The sequence below is a fragment of the Geobacillus sp. GHH01 genome (assembly GCF_000336445.1).
Classification (GTDB): domain Bacteria; phylum Bacillota; class Bacilli; order Bacillales; family Anoxybacillaceae; genus Geobacillus; species Geobacillus zalihae.
Map to the genome: position 1 here is coordinate 2,041,640 of NC_020210.1, position 19,357 is coordinate 2,060,996.

The 19,357-nt window shown below is 46.8% G+C and carries 18 protein-coding genes; 7 read left to right on the plus strand and 11 right to left on the minus strand.

Annotated features, from left to right (window positions below):
* Window positions 1-3: 3 nt before the first annotated feature.
* From GHH_RS09965 to GHH_RS09990, 6 genes are all read left to right on the plus strand, one after another.
* Window positions 4-732 carry an amino acid ABC transporter ATP-binding protein gene (locus tag GHH_RS09965; protein ID WP_015375048.1) on the plus strand — a complete coding sequence of 243 codons (729 nt, stop codon included), beginning with the start codon at window positions 4-6 and terminating at the stop codon, window positions 730-732.
* Window positions 733-760: 28 nt separating this feature from the next.
* Complete coding sequence (locus tag GHH_RS09970; RefSeq protein ID WP_015375049.1) at window positions 761-1,606, plus strand: glutamate ABC transporter substrate-binding protein; 846 nt, start codon at window positions 761-763, stop codon at window positions 1,604-1,606.
* Window positions 1,607-1,693: 87 nt separating this feature from the next.
* Window positions 1,694-2,347, plus strand: a complete 654-nt coding sequence (locus GHH_RS09975; protein WP_015375050.1) for an amino acid ABC transporter permease — start codon at window positions 1,694-1,696, stop codon at window positions 2,345-2,347.
* Between the two features lie 16 nt (window positions 2,348-2,363).
* Window positions 2,364-3,014: an amino acid ABC transporter permease gene (locus tag GHH_RS09980; protein WP_015375051.1), complete on the plus strand. Its 651-nt coding sequence runs from the start codon at window positions 2,364-2,366 to the stop codon at window positions 3,012-3,014.
* A gap of 290 nt (window positions 3,015-3,304) precedes the next feature.
* A complete protein-coding gene (locus GHH_RS09985; RefSeq protein WP_015375052.1) occupies window positions 3,305-4,561 on the plus strand; it encodes a HAMP domain-containing sensor histidine kinase in 1,257 nt (418 codons plus the stop codon).
* Window positions 4,562-4,590: 29 nt separating this feature from the next.
* Entirely contained in the window at window positions 4,591-5,490 is a 900-nt protein-coding gene (locus GHH_RS09990; protein ID WP_015375053.1) for a response regulator, read from the plus strand.
* 23 nt (window positions 5,491-5,513) lie between these two features.
* Here GHH_RS09990 and GHH_RS18290 read toward each other — a convergent pair whose 3' ends face one another.
* Window positions 5,514-5,885 carry a MurR/RpiR family transcriptional regulator gene (locus GHH_RS18290; protein WP_015375054.1) on the minus strand — a complete coding sequence of 124 codons (372 nt, stop codon included), beginning with the start codon at window positions 5,883-5,885 and terminating at the stop codon, window positions 5,514-5,516.
* Between the two features lie 157 nt (window positions 5,886-6,042).
* Between GHH_RS18290 and GHH_RS10000 the strand changes: the two genes are divergently transcribed.
* The gene (locus tag GHH_RS10000; protein ID WP_015375055.1) at window positions 6,043-6,570 is read left to right on the plus strand and encodes a YceI family protein; all 528 of its coding nucleotides are present in this window, start codon (window positions 6,043-6,045) and stop codon (window positions 6,568-6,570) included.
* Window positions 6,571-6,824: 254 nt separating this feature from the next.
* Here the strand turns inward: GHH_RS10000 and GHH_RS10005 are convergent, their stop codons facing one another.
* From GHH_RS10005 to GHH_RS10050, 10 genes are all read right to left on the minus strand, one after another.
* Window positions 6,825-7,718, minus strand: coding sequence for an alpha/beta fold hydrolase (locus GHH_RS10005; protein WP_015375056.1), 894 nt, complete (start codon window positions 7,716-7,718; stop codon window positions 6,825-6,827).
* Between the two features lie 14 nt (window positions 7,719-7,732).
* Complete coding sequence (locus tag GHH_RS10010) at window positions 7,733-8,599, minus strand: alpha/beta fold hydrolase (RefSeq protein WP_015375057.1); 867 nt, start codon at window positions 8,597-8,599, stop codon at window positions 7,733-7,735.
* A 35-nt stretch (window positions 8,600-8,634) separates the two neighbouring features.
* A complete protein-coding gene (locus GHH_RS10015; RefSeq protein ID WP_051049832.1) occupies window positions 8,635-9,612 on the minus strand; it encodes a branched-chain amino acid ABC transporter permease in 978 nt (325 codons plus the stop codon).
* Between the two features lie 32 nt (window positions 9,613-9,644).
* Window positions 9,645-10,511 carry a branched-chain amino acid ABC transporter permease gene (locus GHH_RS10020; RefSeq protein WP_015375059.1) on the minus strand — a complete coding sequence of 289 codons (867 nt, stop codon included), beginning with the start codon at window positions 10,509-10,511 and terminating at the stop codon, window positions 9,645-9,647.
* Between the two features lie 18 nt (window positions 10,512-10,529).
* Complete coding sequence (locus GHH_RS10025; protein WP_015375060.1) at window positions 10,530-11,234, minus strand: ABC transporter ATP-binding protein; 705 nt, start codon at window positions 11,232-11,234, stop codon at window positions 10,530-10,532.
* Complete coding sequence (locus GHH_RS10030; protein ID WP_015375061.1) at window positions 11,235-11,984, minus strand: ABC transporter ATP-binding protein; 750 nt, start codon at window positions 11,982-11,984, stop codon at window positions 11,235-11,237.
* Window positions 11,985-12,072: 88 nt separating this feature from the next.
* Window positions 12,073-13,317 (minus strand): substrate-binding domain-containing protein, encoded by a 1,245-nt coding sequence (locus GHH_RS10035; protein ID WP_015375062.1) that lies wholly within the window; start codon window positions 13,315-13,317, stop codon window positions 12,073-12,075.
* Window positions 13,318-13,711: 394 nt separating this feature from the next.
* Window positions 13,712-16,951 carry a BTAD domain-containing putative transcriptional regulator gene (locus tag GHH_RS10040; RefSeq protein WP_015375063.1) on the minus strand — a complete coding sequence of 1,080 codons (3,240 nt, stop codon included), beginning with the start codon at window positions 16,949-16,951 and terminating at the stop codon, window positions 13,712-13,714.
* Between the two features lie 244 nt (window positions 16,952-17,195).
* Window positions 17,196-18,371 (minus strand): acetyl-CoA C-acetyltransferase, encoded by a 1,176-nt coding sequence (locus tag GHH_RS10045; RefSeq protein ID WP_015375064.1) that lies wholly within the window; start codon window positions 18,369-18,371, stop codon window positions 17,196-17,198.
* A 34-nt stretch (window positions 18,372-18,405) separates the two neighbouring features.
* Window positions 18,406-19,185: a 3-hydroxybutyrate dehydrogenase gene (locus tag GHH_RS10050; protein ID WP_015375065.1), complete on the minus strand. Its 780-nt coding sequence runs from the start codon at window positions 19,183-19,185 to the stop codon at window positions 18,406-18,408.
* Between the last annotated feature and the right edge of the window lie 172 nt (window positions 19,186-19,357).

The following is a 19,357-nucleotide window of genomic DNA, read 5'->3' on the forward strand; positions in this document are numbered from 1 at the left end:
CTATTGATTTATTTCCACCAAGTCAACAAATACTACGGCGATTTTCATGTGTTGAAAGACATTAACTTGACGATCAACCAAGGGGAAGTCGTCGTCATCATCGGGCCATCCGGATCGGGCAAGAGCACGCTCGTGCGCTGCATCAACCGGCTCGAGACGATCTCAAGCGGCGAATTGATCGTGGATGGCGTCAAAGTGAACGACAAAGGCGTCAACATCAACGAGCTGCGGCGCAATATCGGCATGGTGTTTCAACATTTCAACCTATACCCGCACATGACTGTTTTGCAAAACATCACGTTGGCGCCGCGCAAAGTGCTCGGCATGTCCGAAAAAGAGGCGAATGAAATCGCCATGTATTACTTAGAAAAAGTCGGAATCCCAGACAAAGCGAACGCCTATCCGTCCGCGCTGTCCGGCGGCCAGCAGCAGCGCGTCGCCATCGCCCGCGGGCTGGCGATGAAACCGAAAATCATGCTGTTTGACGAGCCGACATCGGCGCTTGACCCGGAAACGATCGGCGAGGTGCTCGATGTCATGAAGCAGCTGGCGAAAGAAGGGATGACGATGGTTGTCGTCACCCACGAAATGGGGTTTGCCCGCGAGGTGGCCGACCGCATCGTCTTTATGGACCAAGGCCGCATTTTAGAAGAAGCGCCGCCTGAGGAGTTTTTCGCGGCGCCGAAAGAGGAGCGGGCGCGCGTGTTTTTAAGCCGCATTCTAAACCATTAATTCCGGTCAATCAAAGGGGGTTTTGTTCATGAAAAAGAAAACATGGAAATGGTGGATCGCCGTCGCCTTGACGGCCTTATTGAGCGCTGTCGCGTTGACGGGCTGCAGCACGACGGACAAAGGGGAAGGCGGAACATCGTCAGAAAAAACGGAAGCGGCCAATACGCTTGAAAAAATTAAACAACGCGGCAAGCTTGTTGTTGGCGTCAAATACGATCTGAACTTATTCGGGTTGAAAAACCCGGAAACCGGAAAAGTCGAAGGATTTGACATTGATATTGCCAAAGGGCTGGCGAAAAAAATTCTCGGTGATGAAAACAAAATTGAATTGAAAGAAGTGACGTCCAAAACGCGCATCCCGATGTTGAACAACGGGGAAATTGATGCGATCATCGCCACCATGACGATCACCGAGGAACGGAAAAAAGAAGTCGATTTCTCGGATGTGTACTTTATGGCAGGCCAATCGCTGCTTGTGAAAAAAGACAGCCCGATCAACAGCGTAAAAGACTTGAAAAAAGGCATGACGGTCTTGACGGCGAAAGGCTCGACATCGGCGGAAAACATCCGCAAAGCGGCCCCGCAAGTCAACGTGCTTGAATTTGAAAACTACGCGGAAGCGTTTACCGCATTGAAAGCGGGCCAAGGCGATGCGCTGACAACGGACAACGCGCTGCTTTGGGGGATGGCGAAACAAGATCCGAACTATCGCGTCCTGGATGAAACGTTCACCGAAGAACCGTACGGCATCGCCGTCCGCAAAGGAGACAAAGAACTGCTGCAAGTCATCAACGAATACTTGAAAGAAATTAAAGAAAACGGCGAATACGATAAGATCTACGAAAAATGGATCGGCAAAAAGCCGCAACAATAACAGGCGAAACGGTGGGCGGAACATATCCGCCCACCTGTTTGCCCAAAGGATGGGCTATGATTCCGCAAAGAAAGGAGGCGCTTCGTCTTGCTACGATTCTCCATTTTGGTTGAACATTGGGATTTGTATATGCAAGGGTTTGGCCATACGATCAAGGCCAGCGTGCTGGCCCTCATCGGCAGCTTGGCTTTAGGGACCATCATCGCCATTTTCCGCATCGCGCCGATTCGCCCGCTCAATTGGGTCGGAACGGCGTACGTGGAATTTATCCGCAACATCCCGCTTGTGTTGATCGTCTTTGTTTTTTTTATGGGCTTGCCCGCCGTCGGCATCCGGTTTGACTCGTTTACCGCCGGAACGCTCGGACTGATGGTGTATACCGCTGCTTTTATCGCCGAAGCGATCCGCTCGGGCATTCAAGCCGTTCCGAAAGGACAAATGGAAGCGGCCCGTTCCTCCGGGTTGACCTACTTACAGGCGATGCGTTACGTCATCTTGCCGCAGGCGGTGAAAATCGTCATTCCGCCGCTTGGCAACCAGTTCATCAACTTGGTGAAAAACTCTTCGGTGCTTGGCGTCATCGCCGGATTGGATTTAATGTATTACGGCGACTTGATTTCCTCGAAAACGTTCGTCACCTTTGACGTTTATATTTTCGTCGCCTTGTTTTACCTCGTCTTAACGATCCCGCTCAGCCTTGGCGTCGGCTACTTAGAGCGCCGGTTGCTCAAGGCGCGGTAGGAAAGGAGGCCAAATGATGGATTTTGCCGGTGCTTACGCGCCCGCCCATTTGAAGTTTTTGCTTCAAGGGTTTCTCGTCACGTTGGAAGTGGCGTTCATTTCCATTGTTTTGAGTTTTATCTTCGGCATTGTCATCGGGGTCATTCGCTATACGAAAATCCCAGTGCTTTCCCAGCTGCTCGCCGTGCTGGTCGAAACGATCCGGAATTTGCCGCTGTTATTAATCATTTTCTTTACGTATTTTGCCCTTCCGGAAGTTGGATTAAAGCTGGATAAACTATATGCCGCCATTTCGGCCTTGGTCATTTTTGAATCGGCCATGCTGTCGGAAATCGTCCGCAGCGGCCTGCAGTCAATCGACAAAGGGCAAATCGAAGCGGCGCGCTCATCGGGGCTTACGTATGGGCAGACGCTATGGTACATCATTTTGCCGCAAGCATTGCGGCGCATGGTTCCGCCGATCGTCAGCCAATTCATTTCTTTATTGAAAGATACGTCGCTCGCCATTGTCATTTCGTTGCCGGAATTGATGAACCATGCGCAAATCATTAACGGCCGCAACGTCAATTTCGTCATCCCGATTTTCATCCTGGTGGCGTTCATGTACTTTATCGTCAACTATTCGCTGTCGCTCGTTTCGCGCCGGTTGGAATACCGCCAGCGATAAGGAAACCGTATCCCCTTCTTCAGCTGGGGCATACGGTTTTTTCTTGCCATTCGCGGCACCGCTCGCTCCTTGAGCGTTCATTTCCATCACTCGTTGAGGCGCCAAAAGGGAAATGAAGATTTTTTCACGAAAATCATCCGTTGTTTTCGCTTTCCTGTTATATAATAGAATTGGAGATTCGTTCACGACTTTCACAAAGGCGGTGACGTCCACTGACACCAGCAAAAAAAGAACCGCTTTGGCTTCTTTTGCTTTTGCTTTCGGCTGCTGCGTTTCTAGGTGAAATGAAAATGAATCCGTTTGACAGCCCGTTTCGCGTCTCACTCGGCAGCGCCGTCTTTTTTCTCGGGCTTGTCGCCTTTCGCTCCCTTTCGCCGCTTGTCATCGGCGCAAGCACCGGAGCAGCGGTCGTTGGGTTTCGTGTCTTTCTGGACTCGTTGACCGGAGAAATGTCGATTTCTGAGAGTCTGCTGACCCATCTCCCGGCAGCGGGGTATTATATCAGCTTTTCCATGATGGCGGCTGCTGTTCGGTTTCGCCAACGAATGGCCGCACCGATTCAGGCTGGAACGGTTGGAGCAGCGCTCGACTTTTTGGCGAACACCTGTGAACTAGGGATCCGATATGGGATGGGCGAACCGTTTTCCTTCAGCGGCCAAACGATCATCGTCTTATGGTTGTTCGCCATTTTGCGCAGTTTTTGCGTGATTGGCGTTTACAATATGTGGGTGACAAAGCATGTCCGTTCACTCGCTGAAGCGAGAAAGCAAGAACTCGAGCGGCTCATGATGGTGAGCAGCGGATTATACGAAGAAATGTTTTACTTGCAAAAATCAATGGCTCTCATGGAAGACATGACGCGCCAAAGCTATGACCTTTACTCGCGGCTGATCGAACGAAAACACGTTGAACCGCGCGTCGCCCTGGAGCTTGCCGAACATATTCACGAGATGAAAAAAGATATGCAACGTATTTTCGCCGGCCTGTCTAAGCTCATCGGCCGCCAATCGGTGCGCGGACGCGTGCCGATCGCCGAACTGTGCGCCATGGTCATTCGCGCCAATGAAAAATACGCCAACTTATCCGGAAAAACGATCACCTTTTCGTACAACGGCCATATCGATCTTATGACCGATCAGCTGTATCCGCTTCTTTCCGTGCTCAACAACTTAGTATCCAATGCCGTCGAAGCCATTGAGAAGGCAGGCGACGTCACCTTGCATGCGCGTCTCCGCGGAAGCGAGCTGATCATCGAAGTGGAAGACACCGGCCCCGGCATTGCGGCTGATGACATCGCCTGGATTTTCCAGCCCGGATTTACAACGAAATACGACCGGCGCGGCAACCCGTCGACTGGCATCGGTCTCACCCATGCGCGCGATATCGCCCAAACACTTGGGGGGCATCTCCAGCTTGTCAAAAGCGAGCCGGGGCAGACGGTATTTCGTCTTGCCGTGCCGACAGCCCGCCTCCTGCAAGACACACCGTCCGCCGCCGAAATGTTCTCCGATCGCAACGCCGATCGGCAAGGAAATGCCGTCATATAGGCAAGTCAAGGAAGGGAGAGAACGGGAAGATGGGGCTCCGTTTTTTTCTAATCGAAGATGACCCTGTTGTCAGAAAGATGCTTGAAAAATTAATTCATGAATCCGGGCTCGGTGAGGTGGTCGGGTGTGCAGAAGACGGGCTAAACGTCCGCGCGGCCGACTTGCTTCACGTAGACGTCGTGCTCATTGACTTGTTAATGCCGGGGCGCGACGGAATTCAGACGATCAAAGCGCTGCGCCAAGAAGGATTCCCGGGGACATTCATCATGATCTCGCAAGTGGAAAACAAAGAAATGATCGGCCAAGCCTATTTGCATGGCATTGACACGTACATTCAAAAACCGATCAACCGTTATGAAGTGCTGTCTGTGCTCAAGCGCGTCGCCGATCATCTCTCCGCCGTCCGCTCGCTCGAGTCAATCCGTCAAGTGCTCAAAGGGCTTGAGCCGCAAACGGCCGACACCGCCGTTTCCAAGCCGTCCATCATGGAACAGCAGGCCGAACAGCTTCTCCTTCTTCTCGGGGTCGCTGGAGAAGCGGGCAGCGCGGACGTGCTTCTCGTGGTGCGCTGGTTGGCAGAACAGGAAGCAAAAGGCCAGCCTGTGCGCGAACTGCCGCCGCTCAAAGAGCTGTACGCCGAACTCGTCGAGCGGGAATACGGCCTCCCCCCTGGCGAAACTGCCAAGGAAGCGCGGGCGATGGAACAGCGCATCCGCCGCCTCGTCCTGCAGGCGTTCACCCATCTCGCTTCCCTCGGCCTGACTGACTACACGAACCCGACGTTTGAGCATTTCGCACCGAGGCTGTTTGATTTCGGTGACATCCGCCGGCGGATGAATGAACTCGAGCGCGGCCAAATGGAGACGGAATGCCGGATGAATGTGCGGAAGTTTTTAACGGCTTTTTTTCTCGAGCTGAAGCGGGTCTAAAAGGCCATAAAATAGCTGCTTCTTTATATATAAGCCGGCGGTTGCGCGAATGCGAAGAAGAGCGACGTTTTATAAAAGGTTCTCAACTTGAAACGAGGGACGACGCTCCGCTTCCTGTTCAATCGCCAGCCTTCTAAATCATGATGCTGTCCCCTTGCGAAACAGGTCAAATGTTTTCCGTCGTCAGGCCAACTGCTCTTTTCTTCAGTAGCAACGAATGAGGCAAAACAAACGACGCTCGCTTCGCTTGTGTCAGCCGCCTGGGCCAAATCCTTCGTCGTCATATTCGGCACGAGTTCGGCATGGTCGAGAATGTAGGCGGCTATCTTTTTTTCCGCCGGTGAAAACCGTTCCATTTGCTGTTTGATTTTCGCTAAAAGGCCGATTTCATTCATCTTATTCTCCCTTTCCGCACATCATTTTTCTTTCATCTTATCATGGAAAGCCCCCTGTGCTCCATACTAATAATCTTTAATAAAAAATATTTGATTTCGAGATATACATTTGTTATGATAGTGGTGCGAATATGAATCATAAAGAGGAGGAAAAGCGATGACAACATTCCAACTCGACAAAGCGCACAGCTCTGTCGCCTTCCAAGTAAGACATATGATGATCTCCAAAGCGAAAGGGGAATTCACCAACTTTGACGTTGAGGTCGAAGGCGACATCAACGAACTCGAGTCGCTGAAAGTCAAAGCGACGATCGATGCCGCCTCGATCGACACGAAAAACGCCGACCGCGACAACCATCTCCGCTCGGCCGACTTTTTCGATGTCGAGAACTATCCAACCATTACGTTTGTCAGTGAATCCGTGCGCAAGCTGTCCGACACGGAATATGAAGTGACCGGGAAGCTGACGATCCGCGGCGTGACGAGAACAGAAACGTTCAAAGTCGAATACAACGGCCAAGTGAAAAACCCGCTCACCGGCGGCATCTCGGTCGGTTTTGATGTCGAAGGAACGATCAACCGCGAAGACTACGGGTTGGTATGGAACGTCGCGCTCGAAACTGGCGGATTCCTCGTCGGGAAAGAAGTCAAAATCCTAGCCAGCTTCGAATTTGCCTTGAGCTGAGCGTTCGAAGCGAAACGCCCCCGTCGCTAAAAATGCCGGGGGCGTTTTATCGTTGCGAGAGAAAACGGCCGCGTTGAACTCAGCATGGACATGCGGCAAAACGTTAGATCGTCAATCCCGAAAAAAGACTCCCGCTTCAAGCAAGGCGAAGGGGGAGTTTACTGCGCCGTATACCCGCCATCGATCACGACCGCCTGGCCGGTGACGCCTTTGGCTTGTTCGCCCTTTCACCTTCCTGCTCTATATAGATCCCGCTAACTAAGAAAACTTTGAAGTTCTTGCAACAACTCTTCAAGATTATCAGTAAACGGTGAGTGGCCGGCATTAGATAATATGGTAAACTTGGCTCTCTCGCCAAAATCATGAACAATCTCTTCCTGCATACTCTTCGTGACGACCTGATCATGCTCTCCCCAAACAACAAGCGTGGGAGCCACAATACGATCCACCTCACCTGTTCCCTTGGTTAGGCCATTATCAAAATGACTGATATTAAAATGATTCAGTGCATGGTATACGTCAAGCAAATTTCTTTGCATCAACACCTCGTCTAAGTAAACCTCATACCTCTCTGGCGAAGGCTGGTTATGCACATACATCGTTGCATTAAACAATTGCCTTAAAAAATGTTTATCCTTTCTTCGGTATGCATCAGTGATCGGAACACTGCGCAAAGGATCACGGGCGATCTCTTCTTTTGTTCTCAAGCGTTCCGTCAAAATCGGTTGCCCGCGCTCATCCACTTTGTAAAATGGATATCCTCTTGTAGAAACGGAAGCCAATAAAACCAGTTTTTCTACTTGATCCGGGTAATCAGCAGCAAATTGCATGCACACACCGCCGCCCATTGACCAGCCGACAAGGGAAAACGTTTTAAGGCCAAGCATATCGACAAATTGCTTGACGTCTTCAGAGAAATCCTTTAGTGAGTGGATCGGACGGGTGTACGATGAAATTCCTTGGCCGCGCAAATCGATAGCGTACAGCTTATACGTTTCATCCATCTGTTCAAACATCAAATCCCAATGCTTGGACGAGACCATGTTGCCGTGAACAAGGAGGACGTGTTTTTCTCCGCCTTCCCTCTCACGATAACCGATCGTTTCCCCATTGGGCAATACAACTGATTTTAGCCCTATCCGTTTCATGTTGCTTCCTTCCCTTAGAGTTGATTTTGGAAACAAATCTTTTCAGTGTCATGCAAAAATTTCTTGACCTCATCCACCAGTTGCTCATATTTTGATAAAATGATCGAGTAATGATTGGCGTCGTGAATTTCCACAAAATAACTATGTGGCAAAGAGGATGTTAATCGTTCCCATTTTTCCTTCGTCACCATAAACGTCTCCCCATCTTTAAAAGAGTCGGGAGCCCATAACAATAGAGTTGGAATATTGATGTGCTGGTAAAATCCATCAATGGATGTCTCTTTCAACATATTCAATTCCTCCATGATCGCTTGCTTACATACCTTTGAACAGACAGAACCGTCAAACCGATGCTCGACATCTGCATAAAAATATTGCTCCACATATTCGTTCCATTCATCAAAAAAAGGATTTTTCTTCATTTCGTTCAAATATGTGTCAAAATCGGGGAACACCGTATCCAGTCGGTCAATGGCTGGGCGAATTTTCACGAATACTCGTTCATCAATATTTACCCCACCATCAACAAGAATCAAGCGAGATAAACGCTGTGGATAGGTGGCAGCAAAACTGGCGCCAATTAATGCGCCAAGGGAATGTCCCATATAAATGATTTTCTCTAATCCAAGGTGGTTAACAACTTGTAAAATATCTTCAGTATGCTGGCGGATATTATAGCCGGATTTCGGCTTCTCGCTGTCGCCACGCCCTCTCAAATCGATGGCTAATACACGATAACTGTCCACCAGACGTTCCGCCACTGAATCCCAATAACGGCTGTTGGCCGTTAACCCATGGACACAAATAATTGTTTCGCCTGTACCGCCAAAATCAACGAGGTGAAGATCAATACCGTTGATTTTTATTTTTTTGTCTTTCATTAGATTCCATCTCCTTCACTTTTTCCATCCGTGGACTAAAGTGTTTTTTCATACTGCGTTTTTGCAACCGAATGTACAACCGTTTGTTTTCTTTTTCTTCGATCTCTCCATTGTCCTAATGCCCCGACAATGCCTTTTGGAAAAAACATGACAGCGAGAATATACACAATTCCAAAAAAGATCATCCATCGTTCAAAAATCCAATGCACCTTTGCTAGACCCATCAAACCATGTTTCGCCAATTCGATGAGCCCTGAGCCGATGATGGCCCCGATTAAAGTGCCGACACCGCCGATGATTGTCATTAACAGCGCATCGAGCGTGATCTCAGTCGAGAAAACCGATGTATTGACAAAACGCAAACTCACTGCATATAAAATGCCGCTGAATCCGGCAAAAATGCCGGCCACCACATTGACAATCACCTTATAATAGAGCACACGGTAACCGAGAGATTCCGCGCGTACCTCATTTTCCCGGATCGCCACTAGTACTCTTCCAAGGGGCGATTCTGTAAACCGTTGTAAACAGAAATAAGTGATCACCATAAACAAGAGGGAAATGAAATAAAAGGACAGTCGATCACGAAACGGATCTGGCACCATAAAAGTGAATCCGTCATTTCCCATCGTCAAGGACCGCCATTTTTCCGCTACTACCATCAGCAAGCCGGCGACAGCCAAAGTCAACATTGCAAAGTAATGGCTTTTTAACCTTAATGTCAACATACCAATAGTAAAGCTGAGAATCATCGACAGCATGAGCGTCACGAGAGCGGCCAAAAACACGCCAGCCATAGTCGATTCGTCCATTCTTCTCATGAAAATAGCTAACGTATATGCACCAATCCCGAAAAACATGGCATGACCGAATGACACCACTCCCGTATACCCGAGCAGCAAATCATAACTCATCGCAAATACGGCAAAGATAAAAACTTGGCTAAACAATATAAGCAATGTTCGAGAATCATAAAGAAAAGGCAACGCGATTAGAACAAGCAACACGCACATCAACGAGATGGAACGCCTTGACAGACTCACTCTTACACCGCCCCCTGATCCCCGGCTAATCCTGACGGCTTAAACAGCAAAATCAACAGCATAATCAACATATTGACACCGACAGAAATCTCTGGTACATAATAAGCTGCAAATGAACCGGCAAGTCCAACAAGCACCGAGGCCAATACCGAACCAAGCATACTTCCCATTCCTCCGATGATGACCACAATGAACGCCAAAATTCCGTATTCCAAACCAATCCCCGAATGAATGACCCCCGAATACGGCCCAAGGAGGATGCCGGAAAGCCCGGCCATCGATGCCCCGAGAATAAACACAAACAAAAATACTTTTCGAATATTGATTCCTAACGCCTGTACCATCTCTTTATTCATCACACCAGCACGGACAATTAAACCGATCTTAGTTTTGTTTAGGAGAAGCAACAAGGCAATCCATACGATGAACCCGACCAAAATAACAAACAGCCTGTATTTAATCAATACGAAATCGCCAATCCCCCAACTCCCCGCTAAATATTCCGGTGGCTGTGCCACGATTTGATTCGGCCCCCAAAATACTTTCACCAATTCACTTAACACAAGCATAGCGCCTAAAGTGATTAAAATTTGTTGAATATGATTTCCATAAACAGGGAGAATAATGAACCGTTCCAACAAATATCCAAGAACAATCCCTGCGGCGACCGCAGCCACCATCCCGAGCAAAAAGCTATCGGTTAATGTATAGATCCAAATCCCGGCGTACGCCCCCCAAAGAAACAGCGCCCCATGAGCAAAGTTTAGTACATCCATCAAGCCGAAAATAAGGCTGAGGCCGGCCGCAAGCAAGAAAAGCAACATGCCTGTCGCCAAGCCGTTGATGATTAAACTGAATATAATGTCCATATGATCTCACCCTCCTTGTTACGTAATCCCTAAATACTGTTGGCGCATTTCTTTGTCTTCTTTCAATTGTTCCATCCGCCCGCTATGCACCGTCCGTCCGTTGTCAATAATGTAAAAGTCATCGCCAATCGCGCTTGCCATCATAAAATTTTGTTCGACGAGAACGATTGTTCTTTTTTCTTTCAGTTGTATAATGGATTCCATGACTTTCTCAACCATGATCGGGGCAAGCCCTTTGCTTGGTTCATCAATGAGCATTAGCCGACTGTCATGAATATACGCCCTCGCTAAGGCAAGCATTTGTTTTTGTCCACCACTTAAATGGCCGCCTTTTTTATGCCAAAATGTTTTTAAATCCGGGAAAAGTTTCAACACATAATCGAGCCTTTCCATATCGTTTTCATCATTTTTCCGCATGGCAATGTTTAAGTTTTCTCCTACCGTTAATCCGCTAAAAATTCCTTGATCCTCGGGAACATAGCTAATTCCTCTACGGGCGATTTCGTGAGTGGGCAGCGTATGAATCGGTTCACCATCAAAACAGATCGTGCCTTGGTTGATTTTATAGAATCCCATAATGGAACGCAATGTCGTCGTTTTGCCTGCCCCATTTCTCCCGAGCAGAACCGTTACCCTTCCTTCTTGCGCTTCAAATGATACACCTTGCAAAATGTGATATTGCTGAATAAACGTATGAACGCCTTCCACTTTCAGAAGCGCCATTTACATTCCCCCTAAGTACGCGGACTGAACTTGCTCATTTTCGATAATTTCCTCAGGCTTTCCATCAGCAAGCAGCCGCCCGTTAAAAAGCACCATAATCGTATCCGATAAATCGAGAACCATGTCGATTTTATGTTCGATTAATAAAACCGTTCGATTTCCTTGTTCTTTAATTCTTTTAATCACCTCCAGAATTTTCGGAACTTCCTCAAGAGACATGCCCGCCGTCGGCTCATCTAAAAGAAGCAGCTCTGTCTCTAGTGCAAGCAGCATGGCGATTTCTAGCTTCCGCTTTTCTCCATGTGCAAGGTGAGCGGCCAATTCACCCGCTTTATGGTTCAAAAGAACGAGCTCCAGCCATTCATATGTCTTTCTTTCTATTTCTTTGAAACGCTTCACATGCGAAAACCAGTTAAAATAAACTTTCTCCTTCGATTGAACAGCAAGGCGGACATTTTCAAAACAAGTTAGATGGGGAAAAATGTTTGTAATTTGAAATGATCGTCCAATGCCTTTTCTTGTCCTTAATGCAGGAGACAAGTTCGTGATATCTTCTCCTTTGAAGAAAACACGTCCGTATGTTGGTTTTAACTGTCCGCTTAACAAATGAAAAAACGTTGTTTTTCCCGCCCCGTTCGGACCGATAATCGACTTTAACTGGTGCTGTTCGACTTGGATGCTAACATCGTCCACAGCCACATGATCTCCGAAACAAACCGTCAATTGTTTCGTTTCCAAAATCGTTCCCACTTTCCCAGCTCCCCTCTCATTTCAGGGAGGCGGAGGTTGGCTGATCAGTCGATGCATGTGAATCAACCCCTTCTCCGCCCTTGGATGACTACCGGTTATTCATGATCGGCGGCTCCGTTTCTTCAGGAGTCAGCTCTCTGATCAATACAGGAACCGGATAATCAAATCCTTCCCTTCGTTCCAGTTTAACGGCATATAGCGTCTGCAACGCTTGATGGTCTTCTTTTCGGAATGTCATCTTGCCTTTCGGGGTGTCAAACGACATGCCTTCCATCACCTTCACGAGCGCATCCCCGCTGGCATCTCCATTTGTTTTTTTCAGCGCTTCGACAATCGCGATCGCCGCAGACATTCCTCCCGGAGTGAATAAATCCGGAACTTGACCATTAAACCGTTTTTTGTGCTCTTCGACAAGCCAATCATTAATTTTATTTTTCGGAAGAGTGTAATGGTACACTGTAAATCCTTCCATACCAACAATGCCGTCCATCGTCTTCAACGCAGCAATATCCGGAGCGCCAGTCGAAATTTTAATGCCTTTTTCTTGCACCTTCATGTCGGACAGCTGTTTCCAAGGAGAATTCGCGCCGGCCCAAATAACAAACAAATAATCCGGTTTCTTTTCGATGATTCGCTGAATATTCGATGTAAAGTCCACTCCTTGCGGATCGGCATACTCCTCCAAGATAATATGAGCGCCTAATTTTTCAGCGGCTCTTTTAAATGCAGCGACTCCATCGCGTCCAAACGCACTATCCTGGGCAAGTGTAGCAATTTTGACTCCTTCTTTGGCAATCGCCTGCGCTCCAGCAATCGCATCCTGCGAGGAATTTCTAGCGGTGCGGAAAATATACTTGTTCCAGTTTGCGCCGGTAATGCTGTCGGCTACAGCTGGCTCAACGATCATCACCTTTTTGTACTCTTCAGCAAGCGGCAGAACAGCGAGCGTATCCCCTGACGAACTGGAACCGACAAGGATATCCACGCCGTCGTCTTCGAGCAGTTTCGTCGCCTTTTGTACGGCCGTATCCGGCTTCGTTTCCGTATCTTCGTAAATGACTTTGATTTTTTTACCCGCCACTTCCCGAGTGCCATTTGTCGCATAATCGAGTCCCAGCTCGAACCCGTTAACCGTCTGCTTTCCATACGCCTCCAACGCACCTGTTAAGGACGCAAGCACACCGATTTTGATCGTTCCTTTGCCCACAGAACCTCCTTTTTCTCCATCGTCCTGATCGCCTCCGGTTGTTCTGGCGTTGCACGCCGATACGAACAGAAGTGCAGCAACAGCCAGCAACCCCATCCAGTTGAACAACTTTTTCTTTCTTTTCAACTCGCCTTCCCCCTTTGGTTTCAACATCGTTTGAATGTATTATGGAATAAAACAGTTACAATTCAGTTACAAGCTCCTCTGCATAAAAAAACCGCCTGCTAAGCGGCGGAACACATGGGCAAATATGATTCACGAGTGTGACACTTACTAACAAAACAAATTGCTTCCAGCCCTTAAGCACTTAATATACTTAGAGCCAGGAAGCGACTGAACGTACGTCAACCACATGGATAAGGAAAACAACTCTGTGCCCCTTGAAGGAAACTCCCCCTACAACAGCAAAAATTCGCGTTACGTTGCTTGCGATCTTGATGAATGATAGATAGGACTAGATGGGGAGATATACCATAACGTGAGATCATGAAAATCGATATTATCGCAGACAAGCGAGCCGTCAATTCATTGTAATCATTTCAAACATTTGCTTTGTCGTTTCCAACGGTTCGACGCCAAGCTCGTTTTTCAATTGCTCGCAACATTTTTTATATAGCTTGACCGCATAAGCGCGGTTGTTTTTCCGATAATAGCAGTACATCAGCAGCCGATAGGCTTCTTCCCAACAACGATCTCTAGCGAGTATTTGATTACACCAGTAAATCGCTTCATCAAAATTCTCCTTGGATACGTTAATTTGCGCCAACCGCTCTGCTCCCTTCAAAAATAAAAGGAGCAGTCTTTCTCTCTCTTCGGCACACCAGTCCGCATAAAGACGGTCTGGTAAATAATCGCCTTGGTATAGACTGAGCCCTTGCTTTAACATTTCGGCAGCCGCATCTCGATCCCTCTCTTCCAAACCTTTTTCGATAAGCGTTTGAAACCGGACAGCATCAATTTCAATGACCGCCCTGCTGTTTAATCCGTATAACAATCCCCGTCTTTCGATAAAAAATGATTCCGAACGCGCTTTACGATGGGGTTCGATGACTTTGTTTAGCGCATTTAATGCCACTTTAAAATCCCGTTCCGCTGCCGCTTCATGACTATCCTTCCAAAGCAAAGATAATATTTTGCTTCGCGACAACAGCTGGCCACGCCAGGTAATGAACAATTGAAACAGTTCTTTCGCCTTTTCCCGCTTCCATTCCCGTTCACTCACTTCTTTCTGTCCCAAAAACAGTTTAAACTCTCCCAAAGTGCGAACTTTCAAGGTGTAGCCGGGATGAAAAGAAACATCTTTCATCCCCATGCGTTCAAGCAATCGACTGGCGGTGTGTGTTTCAATTCCTTGTTTTTTCGCTTTCATTAACATCGGTACGATGCTTTGCAAGTCATTCGGACCAAACAATGTTTTTTTCTCAACAAAAAATGAATAGTCTTGCTCATCGATAAGATGCAAACATTGTCCAAAGGATGCATGAAATGCCTGTTCGTTTTTTTGCTCAAATTCAAGCAACGAGATCCAAAAATATGAAACCATTAAACCGTATTGGCAACCGCATTGACGAAACATCGATAAACACTGGTGGAACATTTGTCGCGCTTTTTGAATATCACCGCCATAATATGATGCGATTCCTAGGGCAAGGAGAATAAATGATGACAGCCAAATATCCTTGACCTTTTCCGTTTCCGAAAGCGCTCTCATCCCACATTCCAACGCTAGATCATAGCATCCGCTTCTTCCATACAACAAACATAATCCCATCCAAGGCTCTGCTTTTCCGCGTGAAATGTTCATGTCATCCATCATACAGATCGCTGTTTCATAACACTGAATAGCCATTTTTTGTTCATATACATCATTCAACTGCAGAGCGTGTCCTTTTCTCATCCATCCGCAAGCTTCAACAAAAGGAGCTTTCCATTTGATCCCTTGGAGGATTCCTGACTCAGCTAGTTTTTTGGCTTCTTTGATCTCTCCCATATACACACAAATGAGCGCCAGTAAAATTTCACTGGTCCGATGAGCTCTCGATAAATATAACTGCTGGTTTTGTTTTTCCCTATAGTTTTTCAAGATTTCTTTCGCTTGTTTAAGCCGCCCTGTTCTTAAATAGAGTCGCGCTTCTAATTCAATCATTTTTAGATGTTTTGTGCCATATTCAAACGATTTGGTTTGTAAATACCACTTTTCCGCATCCGCAGTATTCCCCATATTCAGCAAATTTTCAGCCATGAGAACGTAAAGCGATCGTTTTCTCTCATTCCCGTCAAGCCAATCCAAGGGTGGATGATCTAGTAATAAAACCGCTTTTCTTAACAATGGATCTGCTTTGCTCGGTTGCACCGTATCAAGATATACCCGTGCCTGTCCTTCGACCCCTAAACCCATACCTATTTCATCATTTGCTGTCTCCGCATGGCTTTCCATCCGTCGATAGCAATCGAGGGCCTCTTCGTATTGTGATCGATATCGATAAATTTCCCCTTGATAAAACCAAAGCATATAGTACTGGTTTTTTACATGTTCGGGAATTTGAAGAAGAACTTTGAGAAGTGTCTCGATTTTCCCTTCTTCCAACATCGATCTGCCGTTGGGCTGAAGGATGACAGCTATCCGCTCGTACTCCTTGATCTCTAACAAATGAAGGATCGCTTTTTCGTAGTTTTGCGAACGAATATAATAATCAGCAGCTTGTTGATGAGTATGATAAAAAACGTCTGCCTTTTTACTGATTTGTGATTGCAGAAATTCCCGGAACAATGCGTGATAACGGTATCGTCCCTCACTAATCGGATTGATAAATAAATTTTGCCTCATTAAGTAGTCTAAAATATAACGTGTATCTTCCTCTGAAAACCATAGATGACAAACCGATTCCGAGAATTCTTCAAACACACTGGTCCGCTCTAAAAAATCACGCACCACGTCTGGCTGCTTAAAAAACACTTCTAAAGCCAGAAAACGAAATAAATCATCCATAGAGGCCGATTGAGTGTTAGAAAATGAATAATCCGGCTTCATTTTCATTTGGTGCCAAATCATCTGGATAGCGATGATCCATCCCTCTGTCATAGTATAGATTTGTTCGACAGTCTCCCAGTCCAAAGGAATTCCGTAGGAATCAGAAAACAAGACATCTATTTCCTCTCTCGAAAATACTAAGTCCTTCTCCGTGATTTCTAACATTTCCCCTTTGACTTTCATCGTCTCTAAAATATCCCAAGGAGGGCGGCCTCTGCTTGAGATCACAAGATGAACATTCGCTGGCTTGTGCACGATAAACAGTTTCATCCATTGACTGATCCATTCCGAACGGTCAAGCAAGTGAAAATCATCGAGTACAAGGATAAATTCCTCGCGAAGGGCTTTCATCTCATTAATAAACTTTGAACAAATAAATTCAACTTTTTCTTGATCATAGTTAGAAGAAGCCTCTTGTTCAAGGACCGTCAGCAGTTCCACTCCAAAATCAGGAAATAACGTACGAACACAATAGACCATATGGATAAGAAAAGGAAAAAAGTTATCGTCCTGTTCTGAAACCGTATACCAGCAAAACGGTGTATATGAATTGCTAAGCAACAAAGCCAACGATGTACTTTTGCCATAACCCGGTCCCGAGTGAATAATGGTGAGGGGATAATTTTTCATACGAATTAATTTTTTCATCAAGGATGGGCGTACAATCACCGTTTCCTTGAGATAAGGCGGAATAAACTTTGTCTCTATAACTGAAGATAGATAGTTCATTCAATCCCCCCTCTGATGAACAATTCCTGTTGAACTGAGCACATCTCTAGATTCTCAATAGTGGATTATTCGACAGTTGCCAGAAAAAATCCTACTCGATTTTCATGCCATTGTTGTGAATTGCTCCACAAAGGAGAAAGAAACAAAAAATAGATCAAGGGAGCCTAAAAGCAGACGCTTTTGGACTCCCTTCGTTGTTCGATTTTTGACTCTAGGAACACCTCACAAATATTATGCCCAGTCTTTACAAAGCCTCAATAAACACCGCCGTTCCCATTCCACCGCCCACGCATAAAGAGGCAATTCCTTTTTCAAGCTGACGGCGCTGCAACTCATGAATAAGACTGACGACAATACGCGCTCCTGTGCATCCAATCGGATGTCCCAAGCTGATGCCGCTTCCGTTTACGTTCACTTTATCTCTATCTAAACGCAGTTCCCTTTCTACAGCTAAATACTGAGCAGCAAATGCTTCATTGATTTCAATTAAATCGGCTTCCGCTAACGTCCAATTTACCCTTTCTAATCCTTTTTGTACCGCTGGAACCGGGCCGCGTCCCATCACTAGAGGATCCACTCCGGCAACAGAATAACCAACTACTTTTGCAAGCGGCTCGATCCCTCGTTGCTGTGCATACTCGGCAGACATGAGCACAAGCGCAGCAGCACCGTCATTAATTCCCGATGCATTCCCTGCTGTTACCGTCCCATTTTTTCGGAATACAGGTCTTAAGGAAGCCAATTTTTCTTTCGTCACATCGGCTCGTGGATGCTCATCTTTTGTTACGACTATCTCCTCCTTTCGTGTTTTTACCGTGATCGGAACAATTTGAGAATCAAAGTATCCCGATTCCATCGCCAAAATAGCTCGCCGATGGCTTAACAACGCCAGTTCATCCTGCTCCTCCCTTGTGATCCCATACCGTTCCGCAAGATTCTCGGCTGTTTCTCCCATCATCACATGGTGAATCGGATCCTCAAGAACTTCCCAAACGCTATCACGGACTTGCTGGTGCTGTAAACGCGCTCCCCAACGATGCTGCTTTAATATATACGGACTAGAACTCATGGATTCAACACCGCCGGCAATGACCACATCGCTCAGCCCGACTTGAATTTGCATAGCCGCCGAAATAACTGCTTGCATTCCAGAAGCGCACTGGCGCTGAATCGTAAAACCGGTTGTTGTATGAGGGAATCCTGCTAGCAAGGCAGCCGTTCTTGCTGTATTGGGTATATCCGTTCTCTGAATGCAATGACCTAAAATCACTTCGTTTACTTCGTCTTTCTCAATTTGGCTGCGTTTTACTGCTTCCTCTAAAACAGGAACAATTAAATCCGTCGGCAACAGGTCTTTAAAGACGCCGCCAAATGTTCCAATCGGCGTACGCACGGCCGCTGTAATGACCACTTCTCTCATTCTCTGTCGCTCCCTTCTTCATCACATACAATCTTCACTGCGCCGTATATCCTCCATCGATTACGACCGCCTGCCCGGTGACACCTCTTGCTTGTTCGCTCGCTAAAAACATCGCATAGTTTGCAATTTCCTCAACCGACAACAGACGCCGCTGCGGCACAAGTGGATAAATGACCTCCTCCAATACTTTTTCTAACGGAACATTTCTTGTAGCAGCTAAATCACTCAATTGGTTGCGGACAAGCGGTGTATCAACGTATCCTGGACATAGGGCATTGACAGTAATTCCATACGGTGCTCCTTCAAGGGCCGCCACCTTTGTTAAACCAATGACCCCATGCTTCGCGCTATTGTACGCCGCTTTTCCGGCAAACCCAACCAAGCCGTTAATGGATGCGATGTTAATAATACGGCCATAGTTTTGTTGCTTCATCGTCGGAAAAACATGTTTAATAGCCATGAATGGGGCTACGAGCATAACATCAATAAGTTGTTTAAATTTCTGCGTCGGAAAATCTTCAATATTGGCTACATACTGCAATCCCGCATTGTTAATCAGAATGTCAATCCGCCCGAATCGATTCAACGTTTCATCCAAGGCCATTTTAACCTCTTCTTCAGATGTGACATCGCACTTTAAGCCAATCGCCTCATACCCGCTATTTTGCAGCGATTCAGCCGCTTTCTCCACGGCTGTTTTATTGATGTCTGTCAGCACGACTCTACTGCCGTTTTCAGCAAAGGTTTTCGCCATTTCATACCCAATTCCGCTCGCTGCTCCGGTAATAAACATTACTTTGCCTTTTACCACCATCTGATCCCCCTATTCCCACCGATGTTTCATCAAAACGTGGTGCCCTCAATGCCTCAATAAAACGAAATTTGGCTCTTCACCACAACATGTACTTGACAAGCAATACGGTTTCCTGCACAAAGATGTGCAAAAATCACTGATTTGTTGATTTTCCCTCACAAGCGTAAATAGG